Origin of the sequence: Pseudomonas sp. NFACC16-2 (genome assembly GCF_900119205.1) — a bacterium.
In the GTDB taxonomy this organism is placed as follows: domain Bacteria; phylum Pseudomonadota; class Gammaproteobacteria; order Pseudomonadales; family Pseudomonadaceae; genus Aquipseudomonas; species Aquipseudomonas fluorescens_Q.
Window position 1 is genome coordinate 26,491 of sequence record NZ_FPIX01000019.1, and the last position, 18,701, is coordinate 45,191.

An 18,701-nucleotide genomic window follows, 5' to 3' on the forward strand; every position below is an offset into this window, starting at 1 on the left:
CAGTACTCCACTGACGTTCGAGCCGGTTTCTAAGCGGGCGTGATGGGGGCGCTGCCACCATAACTATACGTTGACGCCGCTCGGCATCCGCCGGGCGCAGCACTTTCGGGGAAGTAACGATGAAGATGCGACGACTCTTGGGCGCAGGTGCCGCACTGGTACTGGCGATCAGCTCCACACTGGCTAGTGCCGAAACCAAAACCCTGAGCATCGGTTACGTTGACGGCTGGTCTGACAGCGTCGCGACCACTCACGTGGCGGCCGAAGTCATCCAGCAAAAACTCGGTTATGACGTGAAGCTGCAAGCTGTTGCGACCGGGATCATGTGGCAGGGCGTGGCCACCGGTAAACTCGACGCAATGCTCTCGGCCTGGTTGCCCGTGACCCATGGCGACTACTGGACCAAGAACAAGGACCAGGTGGTTGACTACGGCCCCAACTTCAAGGACGCAAAAATCGGCCTGATCGTGCCGGAGTACGTCAAGGCCAAGTCGATCGAGGATCTGAAAACCGACGAGTCCTTCAAAAAACGCATCGTTGGCATCGACGCCGGTTCAGGCGTGATGCTCAAGACCGAACAGGCCATCAAGGATTACGACCTGACCGGTTATCAACTCAAGGCCAGTTCCGGCGCCGGTATGATTGCCGAGCTGACCCGTGCCGAGAAGAAAAACGAATCCATTGCCGTCACTGGTTGGGTGCCGCACTGGATGTTCGCCAAGTGGAAACTGCGCTTCCTGGAAGACCCGAAAGGCGTCTACGGCGCGGCTGAAACCGTGAACAGCATCGGCAGCAAGGAACTGGAGGCCAAGGCGCCGGAAGTGGTCGCGTTCCTGAAGAAATTCCAATGGGCTTCGAAAGACGAGATCGGCGAAGTCATGCTGGCGATCCAGGAAGGCGCCAAGCCTGACGCCGCCGCCAAGGACTGGGTTGCCAAGCACCCGGACCGTGTAAAAGAGTGGACCGGCAAGTAACTCGCCTGGTTTAGCTGGCTCGAAAAACCGCATGACGTTGAGTCATGCGGTTTTTTTGTGCGTGCAATTCTTCGATTGGCTTCGCTCCCACAGGGGGATTACCAGTAATGTGCGGAAAACTGGCAAAACCGTCATGTCGTTCTAATACTAAGGTCGTCTGGAACCTGGCCTTGAGCCGCATAGAGTAGGGCTGTTCCAATTAAATCTGTGCTGCGAGGATAAAAACAATGAACGACAGCATTTACCTCTCGATTCAAAACAGCCCGCGCTTCAAGGAGCTGGTGAGAAAAAGGGAAAGATTCGCCTGGATTCTCTCGGCGATCATGCTTGGGTTGTATTCCGGCTTCATTCTTCTGATCGCCTACGGGCCACACATTCTCGGGGCCAAGATCACGCCTGAGTCCACCATGACCTGGGGTATTCCCATCGGTGTCGGCCTGATTCTCTCGGCCTTCGTTCTGACTGCAATCTACGTGCGGCGCGCCAATGGCGAGTTCGACGACCTGAATAATGCGATTCTCAAGGAGGCTCAGCAATGATCCGGCGTCTACTAGCCCTATTGAGCATCGCAGCGTTCGCCCCGGGGGCCTGGGCGGCTGAAGCCCTGACCGGTGCCGTGCAGAAGCAACCCCTTAACGTCGCGGCGATCCTGATGTTCGTTGCCTTCGTCGGCGCGACTTTATACATCACCTACTGGGCGTCCAAGAAAAACAACTCGGCGTCCGACTACTATGCGGCCGGCGGCAAGATCACCGGCTTCCAGAACGGCCTGGCGATCGCTGGCGACTACATGTCGGCGGCGTCTTTCCTGGGCATTTCCGCGCTGGTTTTCGCCTCCGGTTATGACGGTCTGATCTACTCCATCGGCTTCCTGGTGGGCTGGCCGATCATTCTGTTCCTGATCGCTGAACGCCTGCGTAACCTGGGTAAGTACACCTTTGCCGACGTGGCGTCCTATCGCCTTGGGCAAACCCAGATCCGCAGTCTGTCCGCCTGTGGTTCGCTGGTCGTGGTGGCGTTCTACCTGATCGCGCAAATGGTTGGTGCCGGCAAGCTGATCCAGCTGCTGTTCGGCCTGGACTACCACGTTGCGGTGATCTTGGTGGGCATCCTGATGTGCCTCTATGTGTTGTTCGGCGGCATGCTGGCCACCACCTGGGTACAGATCATCAAGGCGGTGTTGTTGTTGTCGGGTGCTTCGTTCATGGCCCTGATGGTCATGAAGCACGTCAACTTTGACTTCAACATGCTGTTTGCCGAAGCGGTCAAGGTTCACCCTAAGGGTGAGGCGATCATGAGCCCTGGCGGCCTGGTGAAGGATCCGGTCTCGGCCTTCTCCCTGGGCCTGGCGCTGATGTTCGGTACCGCTGGCCTGCCGCACATCCTGATGCGCTTCTTCACCGTGAGCGACGCCAAGGAAGCGCGCAAGAGCGTGCTGTATGCCACCGGCTTCATCGGTTACTTCTACATCCTGACCTTCATCATCGGCTTCGGCGCGATCCTGCTGGTCAGCACCAACCCGGCCTTCAAGGACGCGGCGGGTGCCTTGCTCGGCGGTAACAACATGGCGGCGGTGCACCTGGCCAACGCCGTGGGCGGCAGCATCTTCCTGGGCTTCATCTCGGCGGTAGCCTTTGCCACCATCCTGGCGGTAGTGGCGGGCCTGACCCTGGCCGGTGCCTCGGCGGTGTCCCATGACCTGTATGCCAGCGTGATCAGGAAAGGCAGGGTCAACGAGAAGGATGAGATCCGCGTCTCGAAAATCACCACCATCGCCCTGGCGGTGCTGGCGATCACCCTGGGGATCCTGTTCGAGAAGCAGAATATCGCGTTCATGGTGGGCCTGGCGTTCTCCATCGCGGCGAGCTGCAACTTCCCGGTATTGCTGCTTTCGATGTACTGGAAGAAGCTGACCACCCGTGGCGCCATGATCGGCGGCTGGCTGGGCCTGGTCAGTGCCGTGGGCCTGATGATCCTCGGCCCGACCATTTGGGTGCAGATCATGGGGCACGAGAAGGCGATCTTCCCGTATGAATACCCAGCGCTGTTCTCGATGGCCATTGCCTTCGTCGGCATCTGGTTCTTCTCCATCACCGACAAGTCGCCTGAAGGCGCCAACGAGCGGGCGCTGTTCTTCCCGCAGTTCGTGCGTTCGCAGACTGGCCTGGGGGCGAGCGGGGCGGTTAATCACTGATGCGGTAAGCGTCGTGATTGAAGAAATACCCCGGTCGAGAGGCTGGGGTATTTTTTTGTGCCGGGTTTATGAGGAGTGCCAGGTCTGCCGCCATCGCGAGCAAGCTCGCTCCCACATTGGAGCGCGTTCATCCTGTGGGAGCGAGCTTGCTCGCGATGATGTCGGGTCTGTCAATGCGGTTCTGGACCAGATAAAAAGAGGCACAAACAAAACAGCCCCTGCTCTTATATAAGAAGCAGGGGCTGTTTCAGTGCAGCGTGGGACCTATGGCAAGGCAGGCCTTACTTGCGGTCTTCCAGCTGGGTGATGTCACGCGACTCGTAGCCGGTGTACAGCTGGCGTGGACGGCCGATCTTGTACGGGCTGGAGAGCATTTCCTTCCAGTGGGAGATCCAGCCGACGGTCCGCGCCAGGGCGAAGATCACGGTGAACATGCTGGTTGGAATGCCGATCGCCTTGAGGATGATCCCCGAGTAGAAGTCGACGTTCGGGTACAGCGAGCGTTCGATGAAGTATGGGTCGGTCAGGGCGATCTCTTCCAGGCGCATGGCCAGTTCGAGTTGCGGATCGTTCGTGATCCCCAGTTCCTTGAGCACTTCGTCGCAGGTCTGCTTCATGACGGTGGCGCGCGGGTCGCGGTTCTTGTAGACCCGGTGACCGAAGCCCATCAGCTTGAACGGATCGTTCTTGTCCTTGGCCTTGGCGATGAACTTGTCGATGTTCGAGACATCGCCGATTTCATCGAGCATGGTCAGTACCGCTTCGTTGGCACCGCCGTGGGCTGGGCCCCAGAGAGCGGCGATACCGGCGGCGATACAGGCGAACGGGTTGGCACCCGAGGAGCCGGCCAGGCGCACGGTGGACGTGGAGGCGTTCTGCTCGTGGTCGGCATGGAGGATGAAGATCCGGTCCATGGCCTTGGCGAGCACCGGGCTGATCGGTTTGATCTCGCACGGGGTGTTGAACATCATATGCAGGAAGTTCTCTGCATAGGTCAGGTCGTTGCGCGGGTACATCATGGGCTGGCCCATGGAGTACTTGTAGACCATGGCTGCCAGGGTCGGCATCTTCGCCACCAGGCGGATCGCGGAGATTTCGCGATGCTGGGGGTTATTGATGTCCAGGGAGTCGTGGTAGAAGGCCGAGAGGGCGCCGACAACGCCGCACATGACGGCCATCGGATGGGCATCGCGACGGAAGCCGTTGAAGAAGGTCTTCAACTGTTCGTGAACCATGGTGTGGTTCTTCACGGTGCTGACGAACTGAGCCTTTTGCTCTGCGGTTGGCAGCTCGCCATTGAGCAGCAGGTAGCAGGTTTCCAGGTAGTCCGATTTTTCAGCCAGTTGCTCGATCGGGTAGCCGCGGTGCAGCAGGATGCCGTTGTCGCCGTCGATATAGGTGATTTTCGACTCGCACGAGGCGGTCGACATGAAACCTGGGTCAAAGGTGAAACGGCCCGTGGCCGTCAGGCCCCGTACGTCGATTACATCGGGACCAACGGTGCCGGTTAAAATGGGCAGCTCGACGGGGGCTGCGCCCTCGATGATCAACTGCGCTTTTTTGTCAGCCATGTGGCCTCCTATTAATGCTTGGAATCATCAGACAGACCCCCCACGCAGGGCCCGCACCACTATAGTGAGATAAATCCGAATGTCAATTTGCCTAAAGTCTTGCTCCAGAAGGCTTTAACCGGACTTTTTCCGCGAAATTACCTGCCGTTTACGCCTTTTGCGCCGTATGTGCAATGCGCTATTAGGGGAAGGTGAACGCGTTGTCATTAGTAGCCTAACTGTCTATACTCGGCCACCGACCGCCAGGGGCTTTTGGGCCTGCTTTCTTGGGGGTCGTCACTCCCTGGGTGGTGAGTACCTGACCAGTGCGCGCCCCAACAACTTTGCCCTGATTGTTAGGGGCTCTTCAGTGTGAAAAAAAAGCCGTGAAAAGCCAACGACCTGTAAACCTAGACCTAAGGACCATCAAACTCCCAGTCACTGCTTACACGTCCATTCTTCACCGTATTTCCGGTGTCATCCTCTTCGTCAGCCTGGCCATCATGCTTTATGCATTGGACAAGTCGCTCGATTCGGAAGAAGGCTTCGGTCAGGTGAAAGCGTGTCTGACCAGTCCGCTAGCCAAGCTAGTGATTTGGGGCATCCTGTCCGCCTTGCTGTATCACTTGGTTGCCGGTGTGCGCCACTTGATCATGGACATGGGCATCGGTGAGACGCTGGAAGGCGGCAAGCTGGGCTCGAAAATCATTATCGCCGTGTCTGCGGTGCTGATCGTTCTGGCAGGAGTCTGGATATGGTAACCAACGTCACGAACCTTTCGCGTTCGGGCCTCTATGACTGGATGGCGCAGCGTGTGTCTGCGGTCGTTCTCGCGGCTTACTTCATCTTCCTGATCGGATATGTCGTAGCAAACCCAGGCCTGGGCTACGCCCAATGGCATGAACTGTTCGCAAACAACTGGATGCGTATCTTCAGTCTGCTGGCACTTGTCGCACTGGGCGCTCACGCCTGGGTCGGCATGTGGACCATCGCGACCGACTACCTGACGCCAATGGCGTTCGGCAAGTCGGCGACTGCCGTACGTTTCCTCTTCCAGGCAGTATGCGGCGTTGCGATGTTCGCTTACTTCGTCTGGGGTGTGCAGATTCTCTGGGGTATCTGATCCATGGCTAACATTCCAACGATTTCTTTCGACGCTATCATTATTGGTGGCGGCGGTGCCGGCATGCGCGCAGCGCTGCAACTGGCACAGGGCGGTCACAAGACTGCCGTGATCACCAAGGTTTTCCCTACCCGTTCGCACACTGTTTCCGCCCAGGGCGGCATCACCTGCGCCATCGCTTCGGCCGACCCGAACGATGACTGGCGCTGGCACATGTACGATACCGTCAAGGGTTCCGACTACATCGGTGACCAGGACGCTATCGAATACATGTGTCAGGAAGGCCCGGCCGCGGTGTTCGAGCTGGACCACATGGGTATGCCATTCTCGCGTACCGAGCAAGGTCGTATCTACCAGCGTCCGTTCGGTGGCCAGTCCAAGGACTACGGCAAGGGCGGCCAGGCCGCGCGTACTTGCGCGGCGTCCGACCGTACCGGTCACGCGCTGCTGCACACCCTGTACCAGGGCAACCTGAAAGCCGGTACCACGTTCCTGAACGAGTACTACGCCGTTGACCTGGTGAAGAACCAGGACGGCGCCTTCGTCGGTGTGATCGCGATCTGCATCGAAACCGGCGAAACCACCTACATCCGCGCCAAGGCCACCGTACTGGCGACCGGCGGTGCAGGCCGTATCTACGCATCCACCACCAATGCCCTGATCAACACCGGTGACGGCGTCGGCATGGCCCTGCGTGCTGGCGTGCCGGTGCAAGACATCGAAATGTGGCAGTTCCACCCAACCGGCATCGCCGGCGCCGGTGTACTGGTGACCGAAGGTTGCCGTGGCGAAGGTGGTTACCTGATCAACAAGCACGGCGAGCGTTTCATGGAGCGCTATGCTCCGAACGCCAAGGACCTTGCCGGTCGTGACGTGGTTGCCCGTTCGATGGTTAAAGAGATCATCGCTGGCAACGGTTGCGGTCCGAATGGCGACCACGTGATGCTCAAGCTCGACCACCTGGGCGAGGAAGTGCTGCACAGCCGCCTGCCAGGCATCTGCGAACTGTCCAAGACCTTCGCTCACGTCGATCCAGTCGTTGCGCCGGTTCCAGTGGTTCCAACCTGCCACTATATGATGGGCGGCGTTGCCACCAACATTCATGGCCAGGCAATCACCCAGAACGCCGAAGGCGTGGACGAAATCATCCCTGGCCTGTTCGCAGTGGGTGAAGTGGCGTGCGTATCGGTCCACGGTGCCAACCGCCTGGGCGGCAACTCGTTGCTCGACCTGGTGGTCTTCGGTCGCGCTGCCGGCCTGCACCTGGAAAAAGCCCTGTCCGACGGTATCGAATATGACGATGCCACCGACGCCAACATCGAAGCCGCCCTGGCGCGTCTGTCCGCCCTGAACGAGCGTACCGAAGGCGAAGACGTGGCGACCCTGCGTCGCGAGTTGCAAAACTGCATGCAGAACTACTTCGGTGTATTCCGTACCGGCGAATACATGCAGAAGGGTATTGCCCAGCTGGCGCAATTGCGTGAACGAATCGCCAACGTGAAGATCAACGATAAGTCGCAGGCGTTCAACACTGCCCGTATCGAAGCGCTGGAGTTGCAGAACCTGCTGGAAGTGGCCGAAGCCACCGCCATCGCCGCAGAAGTGCGTAAAGAGTCCCGTGGCGCCCACGCCCGCGAAGACTTCGAAGACCGTGACGACGAAAACTGGCTGTGCCACACCTTGTACTTCCCGGGTGAAAAACGCGTCGCCAAGCGTGCCGTGAACTTCTCGCCGAAGACTGTTCCGACTTTCGAACCAAAAGTCCGGACTTATTAAGGGTGACCGCTATGTTGCAAGTCAGTGTTTATCGCTACAACCCTGATCAGGACGCTGCGCCGTTCATGCAGGACTTCCAGGTCGATACCGGTGGTAAAGACCTGATGGTGCTGGACGTGCTGGCCCTGATCAAAGAACAGGACGAAGGTTTCTCCTACCGTCGTTCCTGCCGTGAGGGCGTTTGCGGCTCCGACGGCATGAACATCAACGGCAAGAACGGCCTGGCCTGCATCACGCCGCTGTCGGCCGTGGTCAAGGGCAACAAGCTGATCGTTCGTCCGCTGCCAGGTTTGCCGGTTATCCGTGACCTGGTCGTCGATATGAGCATCTTCTACAAGCAATACGAGAAGGTGAAGCCATTCCTGCAGAACGACACGCCGGCTCCGGCCATCGAGCGTCTGCAGACTCCTGAAGAGCGTGAGAAGCTCGACGGTCTGTACGAGTGCATCCTGTGCGCTTGCTGCTCGACCTCGTGCCCATCGTTCTGGTGGAACCCGGACAAGTTCCTGGGCCCGGCCGCCCTGCTGCAAGCGTACCGCTTCCTGGCAGACAGCCGTGACACCAAGACGTCCGAGCGTCTGGCTTCGCTGGATGACCCGTTCAGCGTATTCCGCTGCCGCGGGATCATGAACTGCGTCAACGTCTGCCCGAAAGGCCTGAACCCGACTAAGGCCATCGGTCACATTCGTAACATGCTGCTGCAAAGCGGCGTGTGATTCAGCTGCTGTACCCGTAGGACCGTTGTACCCGTAAAGGCCAGGGCGCGGGCTTCAACCCGCGTCATGGCTATAACCAGAACAGCCGCTCACAAAGCGGCAGTTCTTATTTTGAAGAAATGAGACAAGCAGGGGCATCCGGGCTGGTACCCGGACTATCAGCGTGATCCTAAGTGGCTTGTTTTAGTCGCTGCACTCGGACTTCTGCAAGTTTGCTCGGTGTTTTCGCCGGTGGTGTTCCCCTAATCGAGGGTGACCAAGCATGCAAGAAAGCGTGATGCAGCGCATGTGGAACAGTGCCCACCTTTCCGGTGGTAACGCTGCCTATGTGGAAGAGCTTTACGAGCTCTACCTGCACGACCCTAACGCTGTGCCAGAAGAATGGCGCACCTACTTTCAGAAGCTACCGGCCGACGGTAATTCTGCCACTGATGTTTCGCACTCGACGATTCGCGATCATTTCGTGTTGCTGGCAAAGAACCAGCGCCGCGCTCAACCGGTGTCTGCCGGCAGCGTGAGCTCCGAACACGAGAAGAAGCAAGTTGAAGTATTGCGACTGATCCAGGCCTACCGGATGCGTGGCCACCAGGCAGCCCAGCTTGACCCGCTGGGGCTGTGGCAGCGTCCTGCACCTGCAGACCTGTCGATCACTCACTACGGCTTGACCAATGCCGATCTTGATACGACCTTCCGTGCCGGCGACCTGTTCATCGGCAAAGAGGAAGCGAGCCTACGCGAAATTCACGAAGCGTTGCAGCAGACATATTGCCGCACCATCGGCGCTGAATTTACGCACATCACCGATTCCGAGCAGCGCCAGTGGTTCCAGCAGCGTCTGGAAAGCGTTCGTGGCCGTCCGACGTACTCCGCCGACATCAAGAGCCACTTGCTCGAGCGCGTTACCGCCGGTGAAGGCCTGGAGAAATACCTGGGCACCAAATACCCAGGTACCAAGCGTTTCGGCCTGGAAGGCGGCGAAAGCCTGATTCCGATGCTCGACGAGCTGATCCAGCGTTCCGGTTCCTACGGCACCAAGGAAGTCGTCATCGGCATGGCCCACCGTGGCCGCTTGAACGTACTGGTCAACACCTTCGGCAAGAACCCGCGCGAGCTGTTCGACGAGTTTGAAGGCAAGAAGAAGGTCGAGTTGGGTTCCGGTGACGTGAAATACCACCAGGGCTTCTCGTCCAACGTGATGACCACAGGTGGCGAAGTCCACCTGGCCATGGCGTTCAACCCGTCTCACCTGGAAATCGTTTCGCCGGTGGTCGAGGGTTCGGTCCGCGCTCGCCAGGATCGTCGCAACGATCCGACCGGCGAGAAGGTGCTGCCGATTTCCATCCACGGTGACGCGGCATTCGCCGGTCAGGGCGTGGTCATGGAAACCTTCCAGATGTCGCAGACCCGCGGTTTCAAGACCGGCGGCACCGTGCACATCGTGATCAACAACCAGGTCGGTTTCACCATCAGCAACCCGGAAGACTCGCGTTCCACCGAGTACGCGACCGACGTTGCGAAAATGATCCAGGCGCCGATTCTCCATGTGAATGGCGATGACCCGGAAGCCGTGCTGTTCGTGACCCAGTTGGCCATCGACTACCGCATGCAGTACAAGCGCGACGTGGTGATCGACCTGGTCTGCTACCGTCGTCGCGGCCACAACGAGGCCGACGAGCCAAGCGGCACCCAGCCGTTGATGTACCAGCAGATCGCCAAGCAGCGCACCACCCGTGAGCTGTATGCCGAGCGCTTGACCCAGGGCGGTGTTCTGGATGCCGAGCGCGTCCAGGAAAAAGTCGACGAATACCGCAACGCCCTGGACAACGGCCTGCACGTGGTAAAAAGCCTGGTCAAGGAACCGAACAAAGAGCTGTTCGTGGATTGGCGTCCGTATCTGGGCCATGCCTGGACCGCGCGTCACGACACCCGCTTCGACCTCAAGACCCTGCAGGAACTGTCCGCCAAGCTGCTGGAAATCCCGGAAGGCTTCGTGGTTCAGCGCCAAGTCGCGAAAATCTACGAAGACCGGCAGAAGATGCAAGCCGGCGGCCTGCCGATCAACTGGGGTTACGCTGAAACCATGGCGTACGCGACCCTGGCGTTCGAAGGCCACCCGGTTCGCATCACCGGCCAGGACGTAGGCCGCGGCACTTTCTCGCACCGCCACGCGGCGCTGCACAACCAGAAAGACGCCAGCACCTACATCCCGCTGCAACACCTGTACAAAGGCCAGCCACGTTTCGACCTGTACGATTCGCTGCTGTCCGAGGAAGCCGTCCTGGCGTTCGAATATGGCTACTCCACCACCGAGCCGAATGCGCTGGTGATCTGGGAAGCCCAGTTCGGCGACTTCGCCAACGGTGCCCAGGTGGTTGTCGACCAGTTCATCACCAGCGGCGAGCACAAGTGGGGCCGTCTCTGCGGTCTGACCATGCTGTTGCCACACGGTTATGAAGGGCAGGGGCCGGAGCACTCTTCGGCACGTCTGGAGCGCTACCTGCAATTGTGCGCCGAGCACAACGTCCAGGTGTGTGTACCAACGACCCCGGCACAGATCTACCACCTGCTGCGTCGTCAGGTCATCCGTCCGCTGCGCAAGCCGCTGATCGTGCTGACACCGAAGTCGCTGCTGCGTCACAAGCTGGCGATCTCCACGCTCGAGGATCTGGCCGAAGGCTCGTTCCAGACCGTTATTTCGGAAATCGACACGCTGGACGCGGCGAAGGTGACTCGCCTGGTCCTGTGCAGCGGCAAGGTCTACTACGACCTGCTGGAAAAACGTCGTGCCGAAGGCCGCGAAGACATCGCCATCGTGCGTATCGAGCAGCTTTACCCGTTCCCGGAAGAAGACCTGATGGAGGCCATCGCGCCTTACACCAACCTCACCCATGTGGTGTGGTGTCAGGAAGAACCGATGAACCAAGGCGCGTGGTACAGCAGCCAGCATCACCTGCGTCGCAGCATCGGCAACCATAACAAGGCCCTGGGTCTTGAATATGCCGGCCGTGATGCGTCCGCTGCACCTGCGTGTGGTTATGCGTCGATGCACGCCGAGCAGCAGGAAAAACTGCTGCAAGATGCTTTCACTGTTTAAGCCTTCGTGCTGACTGAAACCGAATTTTAAGGACCCACAGATAATGGCTATCGAAATCAAAGCCCCGTCATTCCCGGAATCGGTTGCCGATGGCACCGTTGCCACCTGGCACAAGAAACCAGGCGAAGCTGTAAAGCGTGACGACCTGATCGTCGACATCGAGACCGACAAAGTCGTTCTGGAAGTGTTGGCCGAAGCTGACGGCGTGCTTGGCGCAATCGTTGCCGAAGAGGGCGCTACCGTCCTGTCCAACCAGGTACTGGGCTCGATCGAAGAGGGCGGCGCTGCTGCCGCTGCTCCGGCCGCCGCCGCTGCGCCTGCCGCTGCCCAGGCCGCTGCTCCAGCTGCCGATGGCGAAGACGATCCAGTCGCTGCCCCGGCCGCGCGCAAGATCGCCGAAGAGAACGGCATCAACATCGCCTCCGTTGCCGGCACCGGCAAGGGTGGTCGCGTGACCAAGGAAGACGTGGTTGCCGCCGTTGCCGCCAAGAAAGCCGCGCCAGCCGCTGCTCCGGCCAAGGCTGCTGCGCCTGCCGCTGCCGCGCCAGTGTTCGCTGCCGGTGACCGTGTTGAAAAACGCGTTCCGATGACCCGCGTTCGCGCTACCGTGGCCAAGCGTCTGGTCGAAGCCCAGTCGAACATGGCCATGCTGACCACCTTCAACGAAGTCGACATGACCGAAGTCATGGCCCTGCGTTCGAAGTACAAGGATCTGTTCGAGAAGTCCCACAACGGCGTACGCCTGGGCTTCATGTCGTTCTTCGTCAAGGCTGCCACCGAAGCGCTGAAACGCTTCCCGGCCGTCAACGCGTCGATCGACGGTTCGGACATCGTCTACCACGGCTACGCCGATATCGGTGTTGCTGTTTCCAGCGACCGTGGCCTGGTGGTTCCAGTACTGCGTAACGCCGAACTGATGAGCCTGGCCGAAATCGAAGGCGGCATCGCCACCTTCGGCAAGAAGGCCCGTGACGGCAAGCTGTCCATCGAAGAGATGACCGGCGGTACGTTCACCATCACCAACGGTGGTACATTCGGTTCGATGATGTCGACCCCGATCGTCAACCCGCCGCAAGCGGCTATCCTGGGCATGCACAACATTCTGCAGCGTCCTATGGCGATCAATGGTCAGGTCGTGATTCGTCCGATGATGTACCTGGCACTGTCCTACGATCACCGCCTGATCGACGGTAAAGAAGCCGTGACGTTCCTGGTAACCATCAAGAACCTGCTTGAAGATCCGGCTCGTCTGTTGCTGGATATCTGATTTTCGCCGCGAGGGCCGGTCTGTTGTGACCGGCCTCTTGCTGAAACAACCGGTTTCGTCCCACGACGGTCACCACAAGTGACCGTTCGGTTTGATTCGAAAAGGAATGACTCATGACTCAGAAATTCGACGTGGTAGTGATTGGTGCGGGCCCTGGCGGCTACGTAGCGGCCATCAAGGCTGCGCAACTGGGCCTCACCACTGCCTGCATCGAGAAATACACCGACAAAGAGGGCAAGCTGGCCCTTGGCGGTACTTGCCTGAACGTCGGTTGCATTCCTTCCAAGGCGCTGCTGGACAGCTCCTGGAAGTTCCACGAAGCGCAAGACGGCTTGGCCATTCACGGTATTGGTGGTGTCAACCGCGAAAATGTCACCATTGACGTGCCTGCCATGGTTGGCCGCAAAGCCAACATCGTCAAAGGCCTGACCTCGGGTGTTGCCACCCTGTTCAAGGCCAACGGCGTGACTTCGATCCAGGGCCACGGCAAGCTGCTGATGGGCAAGAAAGTCGAAGTGACCAAGCCAGACGGCTCGGTTGAAGTGATCGAAGCCGAGAACGTCATCCTGGCGCCAGGCTCGCGTCCGATCGACATTCCGCCGGCTCCGGTCGACCAGAACGTGATCGTCGATTCCACCGGTGCCCTGGAATTCCAGAGCGTGCCAAAACGTCTGGGCGTGATCGGCGCCGGCGTGATCGGCCTCGAGCTGGGTTCGGTATGGTCGCGCCTGGGTGCGCAAGTGACCGTACTGGAAGCCCTCGACACCTTCCTGATGGCTGCCGATGCCGCGGTCTCCAAGGAAGCGCTGAAAACCCTGACCAAACAGGGCCTGGACATCAAGCTGGGCGCTCGCGTGACCGGTTCGAAGGTCAACGGCGAAGAAGTCGTGGTGACCTACACCGACGCCAACGGCGAACAGACCATCACTTTCGACAAGCTGATCGTTGCGGTCGGCCGTCGTCCAGTGACCACCGACCTGCTGGCTGCCGATAGCGGCGTGGAAATCGACGAGCGCGGCTTCATTGCGGTCGACGACCAGTGCGCAACCGCAGTACCGGGCGTTTTCGCCATCGGTGACGTGGTTCGCGGCATGATGCTGGCGCACAAGGCGTCCGAGGAAGGCATCATGGTCGTCGAGCGCATCAAGGGCCACAAAGCCCAGATGAACTACGACCTGATCCCTTCGGTTATCTACACCCACCCGGAAATCGCATGGGTCGGCAAGACCGAGCAGGCCTTGAAAGCCGAAGGCGTTGAAGTTAACGTCGGCACCTTCCCGTTTGCAGCCAGTGGCCGTGCCATGGCAGCCAACGATACCGGTGGTTTCGTGAAAGTCATCGCCGATGCCAAGACGGATCGCGTATTGGGCGTTCACGTCATTGGCCCGAGCGCTGCCGAGCTGGTACAGCAAGGCGCGATCGGCATGGAATTCGGCACCAGCGCTGAAGATCTGGGCATGATGGTCTTCTCCCATCCGACCCTGTCCGAAGCCTTGCACGAAGCGGCCCTGGCCGTAAATGGCGGCGCCATCCACGTGGCCAACCGCAAGAAGCGTTAATAGACAATAAGAAACCACGGCGGTATGGCCCGTCGTGAGCCTTGCGAGCAAGACTCACCGCGGAATATCCGCTGGACGCAGCCTTGCGTAGCCGAACCGGTTAACCGGAACGCTACGCAAGCAGCAGTCACAGGTGGTGCGGCACCAGAACGGTGCAGCACCGAATGCGCAGTACCTAACGAAGACGGTAATAAGCATGAATCTTCACGAGTATCAGGGTAAGCAGCTGTTCGCTGAGTACGGCCTGCCAGTATCCACCGGTTACGCGGTAGACACCCCGGAAGCGGCAGCAGAAGCTTGCGACAAAATCGGCGGCAGCGAATGGGTTGTCAAAGCCCAGGTTCACGCCGGTGGTCGCGGTAAAGCGGGCGGCGTCAAGCTGGTTCGCAGCAAAGAAGACGCCAAAGCCTTCGCACAGCAGTGGCTGGGCAAGCGTCTGGTGACTTACCAGACTGACGCCAATGGTCAGCCAGTCACCAAGATCCTGGTTGAATCGTGCACTGATATCGCTAAAGAGCTGTACCTGGGCGCTGTCGTTGACCGTTCGAGCCGCCGCATCGTGTTCATGGCTTCCACCGAAGGTGGCGTGGACATCGAGAAAATCGCTCACGACACCCCTGAGAAAATCCTCAAGGCCACTATCGATCCACTGGTTGGCGCCCAGCCATTCCAGGGTCGCGAGCTGGCATTCCAGCTGGGCCTGGAAGGCAAGCAGGTCACTCAATTCGCCAAGATCTTCGTAGGTCTGGCCAAGCTGTTCCAGGACCACGACCTGGCACTGCTGGAAGTGAACCCGCTGGTGATCAAGGCCGACGGCGACCTGCACTGCCTCGATGCCAAGATCAACATCGACGCCAACGCCATGTACCGTCAGCCTAAGCTGAAGACTTTCCACGATCCGTCGCAAGACGATCCGCGCGAAGCGCACGCTGCCAAGTTCGAACTGAACTACGTAGCCCTGGAAGGCAACATCGGCTGCATGGTCAACGGTGCCGGCCTGGCCATGGGTACCATGGACATCGTCAACCTGCATGGCGGCAAGCCAGCCAACTTCCTCGACGTGGGCGGTGGTGCTACCAAGGAACGCGTAACCGAAGCGTTCAAGATCATCCTGTCCGACACTAACGTCGCTGCAGTACTGGTCAACATCTTCGGCGGCATCGTTCGCTGCGACATGATTGCCGAAGGCATCATCGGCGCCGTGAAAGAAGTTGGCGTGAAAATCCCGGTTGTTGTTCGCCTCGAAGGCAACAACGCTGAGCTGGGCGCTAAAGTACTGGCAGAAAGCGGTTTGAACATCATCGCTGCTACCAGCCTGACCGACGCTGCTCAACAAGTCGTTAAAGCTGCGGAGGGCAAATAATGAGCGTCCTGATCAATAAAGACACCAAGGTTATCTGCCAGGGTATTACCGGTTCGCAAGGTAGTTTCCACACCCAGCAAGCCATCGAATACGGCACCAAGATGGTTGGCGGCGTAACACCGGGCAAGGGCGGCACCGAGCACCTGGGCCTGCCAGTGTTCAACACCGTGAAAGACGCTGTAGCCGCCACTGGCGCCACCGCCAGCGTGATCTACGTTCCAGCTCCTTTCTGCAAGGACTCCATCCTTGAAGCAGCGTTCGGCGGCATCAAGCTGATCGTCTGCATCACCGAAGGCATCCCGACCATCGACATGCTGGAAGCCAAGGTCAAGTGCGACGAGCTGGGTATCACCCTGATCGGCCCTAACTGCCCAGGCGTGATCACTCCAGGCGAATGCAAGATCGGCATCATGCCAGGTCACATTCACTTGCCAGGCAAGGTCGGTATCGTTTCCCGTTCCGGCACCCTGACCTACGAAGCTGTGAAGCAGACCACTGACGCCGGTTTCGGTCAGTCGACTTGCGTCGGCATCGGCGGTGACCCGATCCCAGGCTCGAACTTCATCGACATCCTGAAGTTGTTCCAGGAAGACCCGAAGACCGAAGCGATCGTCATGATCGGTGAGATCGGCGGTTCGGCTGAAGAAGAAGCGGCAGCCTACATCAAGGCCAACGTGACCAAGCCGGTTGTTTCCTACATCGCTGGTGTGACTGCTCCTCCGGGCAAGCGCATGGGCCATGCTGGCGCAATCATCTCTGGCGGCAAAGGCACTGCAGACGAGAAATTCGCTGCACTGCAAGACGCAGGCGTGAAAACCGTGCGTTCGCTGGCAGACATCGGCAAGGCCCTGGCCGAGCTGACTGGCTGGGAAATGAAGAAGTAAGCTTCGGCTGACTTTTTTGTTCCAAGCAACAAAGGCCACCTTCGGGTGGCCTTTGTCGTTTCTGGTCCTTGAGAATTCATGTGGCGGCTCCTGTGGCGAGGGAGCTTGCTCCCGCTCGGCTGCGAAGCAGTCGTAAACCAGGCAACGCGTTTCGTCTGTATTGATCGTTCCCACGCGTGGGAATGCATCCCATGACGCTCTGCGTCACCTTCTAGAAGCGGAACGCGGAGCGTCCCTGGCGGCATCCCCACGCGGGAGCGTGGGAACGATCATTCACCCCTGTGGCGAGGGAATTTATCCCCGCTGGGCTGCGAAGCGGCCCCAGTAGACTGCTGAATTCCTTCAGGCTAATCGTGCTCGATGATCTTGGGGGCGCTCCGCGCCCCAGCGGGGATAAATCCCCTCGCCACAGGGTTCAACATGTGCCCGGCCCAAACAGGATCCTGTTGCTCCCTATGCAACAAGCGCGAGTCGGAAAAATAGATATGTAAACGCGACACGCGAACGTCGTGCATCGGATAGTTCGCCCCTTAACAGTGCGTTTTCTCGCTAAATTCGTTAGGCTAGCAGCCATTTTTGCGACCGCTGCCCACAAGGAAGCGCCGCGCTAAACGGGTCGGTCCCATACGGATCGGCAGCATTTCCCTCACCCATAAGGGAAATCCCTCTCTAAATTCCGATTCAGTAGTGTGGTTTCCTTAATGAAAGTGTTGAAAGGCCAGGACATCCTGGCGCTTGGTTTCATGACATTTGCCCTGTTCGTCGGGGCCGGCAACATCATCTTCCCGCCTATCGTCGGTTTGCAGTCCGGGCCTCATGTCTGGATGGCGGCGCTGGGCTTTTTGATCACGGCGGTCGGTCTGCCGGTCATCACGGTGGTTGCATTGGCCAAGGTCGGTGGCGCGATGGACGCCTTGAGCAGCCCCATCGGCAAGGTCGCCGGCGGGTTGCTGGCGGCGGTGTGCTACCTGGCCGTTGGCCCGTTGTTCGCCACACCGCGTACCGCCACCGTTTCGTTCGAAGTCGGCTTGGCGCCATTGACTGGCGAAAGCCCGCTGGCGCTGTTCCTGTATAGCGCCGCGTATTTCCTGCTGGTGTTTTTCATTTCGCTCTACCCGGGCCGCCTGCTGGACACCGTCGGGCGCTTCCTCGCGCCACTGAAGATCATCGCCCTGGCCGTGCTCGGCATCGCGGCGTTTGCCTTGCCCGCGGGTGATATCGGCGTGGCGACCCCCGAGTACATCGCGGCGCCGTTCTCCCAAGGGTTCATCAACGGCTACCTGACCATGGATACCCTGGGCGCCTTGGTGTTCGGCATTGTCATCGTCAACGCGATCCGTTCCCGGGGCGTCGAGTCGCCGGCCTTGATCACCCGCTACGCGATCATCGCCGGGCTGATCGCCGGGGTGGGCCTGGCGCTGGTCTACGTCAGCCTGTTCCGCCTCGGTTCCGGCAGCCATGAGGTGGCCGCAGGGGCGACCAACGGCGCCGCTGTGCTGCATGCCTACGTGCAACACACCTTCGGCAGCCTGGGCAGCGGTTTCCTTGCCGTGTTGATCTCCCTGGCGTGCCTGGTGACCGCGGTTGGCCTGACCTGCGCCTGCGCCGAATACTTCAGCCGTGTCCTGCCGCTGTCCTACAAGACTTTGGTCGTGATCCTGGCCGCCTTTTCGCTGCTGGTGTCCAACTTGGGCCTGACCAAGCTGATCGCGTTCTCGATTCCGGTTCTCACCGCGATCTATCCGCCGTGCATCGCCCTGGTGGCCCTGAGCTTCTGCAAGGACTTCTGGCACGAGCAGGGGCGCATCGTTGGCCCGGTGATGCTGGTGTCGTTCCTGTTTGGCCTGATCGATGCGCTCAAGGGCGCCGGCCTGGCAGACTGGATGCCAGCGCAACTGGCCCACCTGCCGTTGAGCGAGCAGGGCCTGGCCTGGCTGGTGCCTTCGGTGATGACCCTGGCGGTCGCGGTGGTGTGCGATCGCCTGCTGGGCAAGCGCAGCGAAGCGTTGGCTTAAGCGCTACAGGCAGATTCATCGGCAAGAACCAAAATGCCCCGTATCAATCGATACGGGGCATTTTTTTGAGTGCAGTGTCTTTTTCCGTGGGCTAACGTCGAAGCAGTGTCTTGAAAGGCTTGCACAAAACCTTGTGGGAGCTCGCTCCCACAGGTCGGCATTTCAAGGCAAGTCTGGCTTTAGACG

General features: G+C 59.4%; 14 protein-coding genes. 13 read left to right on the forward strand and 1 reads right to left on the reverse strand.

Annotation, left to right across the window (positions count from 1 at the left end; genetic code table 11):
• The first annotated feature begins 119 nt into the window (after positions 1 to 119).
• The 3 genes from BT116_RS16695 (at position 120) to BT116_RS16705 (ending at position 3,168) form a co-directional block, all read left to right on the forward strand.
• Positions 120 to 974, forward strand: coding sequence for a glycine betaine ABC transporter substrate-binding protein (locus tag BT116_RS16695; RefSeq protein WP_072345682.1), 855 nt, complete (start codon positions 120 to 122; stop codon positions 972 to 974).
• Between the two features lie 227 nt (positions 975 to 1,201).
• On the forward strand, positions 1,202 to 1,513 hold the full coding sequence (locus BT116_RS16700) for a DUF485 domain-containing protein (protein ID WP_072345684.1): 312 nt from the start codon (positions 1,202 to 1,204) through the stop codon (positions 1,511 to 1,513).
• Complete coding sequence (locus BT116_RS16705; RefSeq protein WP_072345686.1) at positions 1,510 to 3,168, forward strand: cation acetate symporter; 1,659 nt, start codon at positions 1,510 to 1,512, stop codon at positions 3,166 to 3,168. The genes BT116_RS16700 and BT116_RS16705 overlap by 4 nt, the downstream gene beginning before the upstream one ends.
• A gap of 281 nt (positions 3,169 to 3,449) precedes the next feature.
• On the opposite strand, the gene gltA is transcribed toward BT116_RS16705, so the two are convergent.
• Entirely contained in the window at positions 3,450 to 4,739 is a 1,290-nt protein-coding gene (gltA, locus tag BT116_RS16710; protein WP_014339589.1) for a citrate synthase, read from the reverse strand.
• A 365-nt stretch (positions 4,740 to 5,104) separates the two neighbouring features.
• On the opposite strand from gltA, the gene sdhC reads away from it, so the two are divergent.
• The 10 genes from sdhC to brnQ all read left to right on the forward strand — a co-directional run bounded on the left by sdhC (position 5,105) and on the right by brnQ (position 18,515).
• Positions 5,105 to 5,479: a succinate dehydrogenase, cytochrome b556 subunit gene (sdhC, locus tag BT116_RS16715; protein ID WP_003179220.1), complete on the forward strand. Its 375-nt coding sequence runs from the start codon at positions 5,105 to 5,107 to the stop codon at positions 5,477 to 5,479.
• Positions 5,473 to 5,841 carry a succinate dehydrogenase, hydrophobic membrane anchor protein gene (gene sdhD, locus BT116_RS16720; protein WP_003204438.1) on the forward strand — a complete coding sequence of 123 codons (369 nt, stop codon included), beginning with the start codon at positions 5,473 to 5,475 and terminating at the stop codon, positions 5,839 to 5,841. Before sdhC ends, sdhD begins: the two co-directional genes overlap by 7 nt.
• Positions 5,842 to 5,844: 3 nt before the next feature.
• Entirely contained in the window at positions 5,845 to 7,617 is a 1,773-nt protein-coding gene (gene sdhA / locus BT116_RS16725; protein WP_063324841.1) for a succinate dehydrogenase flavoprotein subunit, read from the forward strand.
• Between the two features lie 11 nt (positions 7,618 to 7,628).
• Positions 7,629 to 8,333, forward strand: coding sequence for a succinate dehydrogenase iron-sulfur subunit (locus BT116_RS16730; protein WP_003204434.1), 705 nt, complete (start codon positions 7,629 to 7,631; stop codon positions 8,331 to 8,333).
• Positions 8,334 to 8,595: 262 nt separating this feature from the next.
• Complete coding sequence (locus BT116_RS16735; RefSeq protein ID WP_072345688.1) at positions 8,596 to 11,427, forward strand: 2-oxoglutarate dehydrogenase E1 component; 2,832 nt, start codon at positions 8,596 to 8,598, stop codon at positions 11,425 to 11,427.
• Between the two features lie 43 nt (positions 11,428 to 11,470).
• Positions 11,471 to 12,694, forward strand: a complete 1,224-nt coding sequence (gene odhB, locus BT116_RS16740) for a 2-oxoglutarate dehydrogenase complex dihydrolipoyllysine-residue succinyltransferase (protein ID WP_072345690.1) — start codon at positions 11,471 to 11,473, stop codon at positions 12,692 to 12,694.
• Between the two features lie 113 nt (positions 12,695 to 12,807).
• Entirely contained in the window at positions 12,808 to 14,253 is a 1,446-nt protein-coding gene (lpdA, locus tag BT116_RS16745) for a dihydrolipoyl dehydrogenase (RefSeq protein ID WP_072345692.1), read from the forward strand.
• Between the two features lie 196 nt (positions 14,254 to 14,449).
• The gene (sucC, locus tag BT116_RS16750) at positions 14,450 to 15,616 is read left to right on the forward strand and encodes an ADP-forming succinate--CoA ligase subunit beta (protein ID WP_003179235.1); all 1,167 of its coding nucleotides are present in this window, start codon (positions 14,450 to 14,452) and stop codon (positions 15,614 to 15,616) included.
• Positions 15,616 to 16,500 carry a succinate--CoA ligase subunit alpha gene (gene sucD, locus BT116_RS16755; RefSeq protein ID WP_003179236.1) on the forward strand — a complete coding sequence of 295 codons (885 nt, stop codon included), beginning with the start codon at positions 15,616 to 15,618 and terminating at the stop codon, positions 16,498 to 16,500. The genes sucC and sucD overlap by 1 nt, the downstream gene beginning before the upstream one ends.
• Before the next feature lie 701 nt (positions 16,501 to 17,201).
• Positions 17,202 to 18,515, forward strand: a complete 1,314-nt coding sequence (gene brnQ / locus BT116_RS16760; protein ID WP_072345694.1) for a branched-chain amino acid transport system II carrier protein — start codon at positions 17,202 to 17,204, stop codon at positions 18,513 to 18,515.
• Positions 18,516 to 18,701 lie beyond the last annotated feature (186 nt).

What these genes read in the sequence shown, in the direction of transcription:
- BT116_RS16700 (WP_072345684.1), top strand. Translation starts at nt 1,202, where the DNA reads ATGAACGACAGCATTTACCTCTCGATTCAAAACAGCCCGCGCTTCAAG.
- sdhA (WP_063324841.1), top strand. Translation starts at nt 5,845, where the DNA reads ATGGCTAACATTCCAACGATTTCTTTCGACGCTATCATTATTGGTGGC.
- BT116_RS16735 (WP_072345688.1), top strand. Translation starts at nt 8,596, where the DNA reads ATGCAAGAAAGCGTGATGCAGCGCATGTGGAACAGTGCCCACCTTTCC.
- BT116_RS16695 (WP_072345682.1), top strand. Translation starts at nt 120, where the DNA reads ATGAAGATGCGACGACTCTTGGGCGCAGGTGCCGCACTGGTACTGGCG.
- lpdA (WP_072345692.1), top strand. Translation starts at nt 12,808, where the DNA reads ATGACTCAGAAATTCGACGTGGTAGTGATTGGTGCGGGCCCTGGCGGC.
- brnQ (WP_072345694.1), top strand. Translation starts at nt 17,202, where the DNA reads ATGAAAGTGTTGAAAGGCCAGGACATCCTGGCGCTTGGTTTCATGACA.
- gltA (WP_014339589.1), bottom strand. Translation starts at nt 4,739, where the DNA reads ATGGCTGACAAAAAAGCGCAGTTGATCATCGAGGGCGCAGCCCCCGTC.
- BT116_RS16730 (WP_003204434.1), top strand. Translation starts at nt 7,629, where the DNA reads ATGTTGCAAGTCAGTGTTTATCGCTACAACCCTGATCAGGACGCTGCG.
- BT116_RS16705 (WP_072345686.1), top strand. Translation starts at nt 1,510, where the DNA reads ATGATCCGGCGTCTACTAGCCCTATTGAGCATCGCAGCGTTCGCCCCG.
- sdhD (WP_003204438.1), top strand. Translation starts at nt 5,473, where the DNA reads ATGGTAACCAACGTCACGAACCTTTCGCGTTCGGGCCTCTATGACTGG.
- sucD (WP_003179236.1), top strand. Translation starts at nt 15,616, where the DNA reads ATGAGCGTCCTGATCAATAAAGACACCAAGGTTATCTGCCAGGGTATT.
- sucC (WP_003179235.1), top strand. Translation starts at nt 14,450, where the DNA reads ATGAATCTTCACGAGTATCAGGGTAAGCAGCTGTTCGCTGAGTACGGC.
- odhB (WP_072345690.1), top strand. Translation starts at nt 11,471, where the DNA reads ATGGCTATCGAAATCAAAGCCCCGTCATTCCCGGAATCGGTTGCCGAT.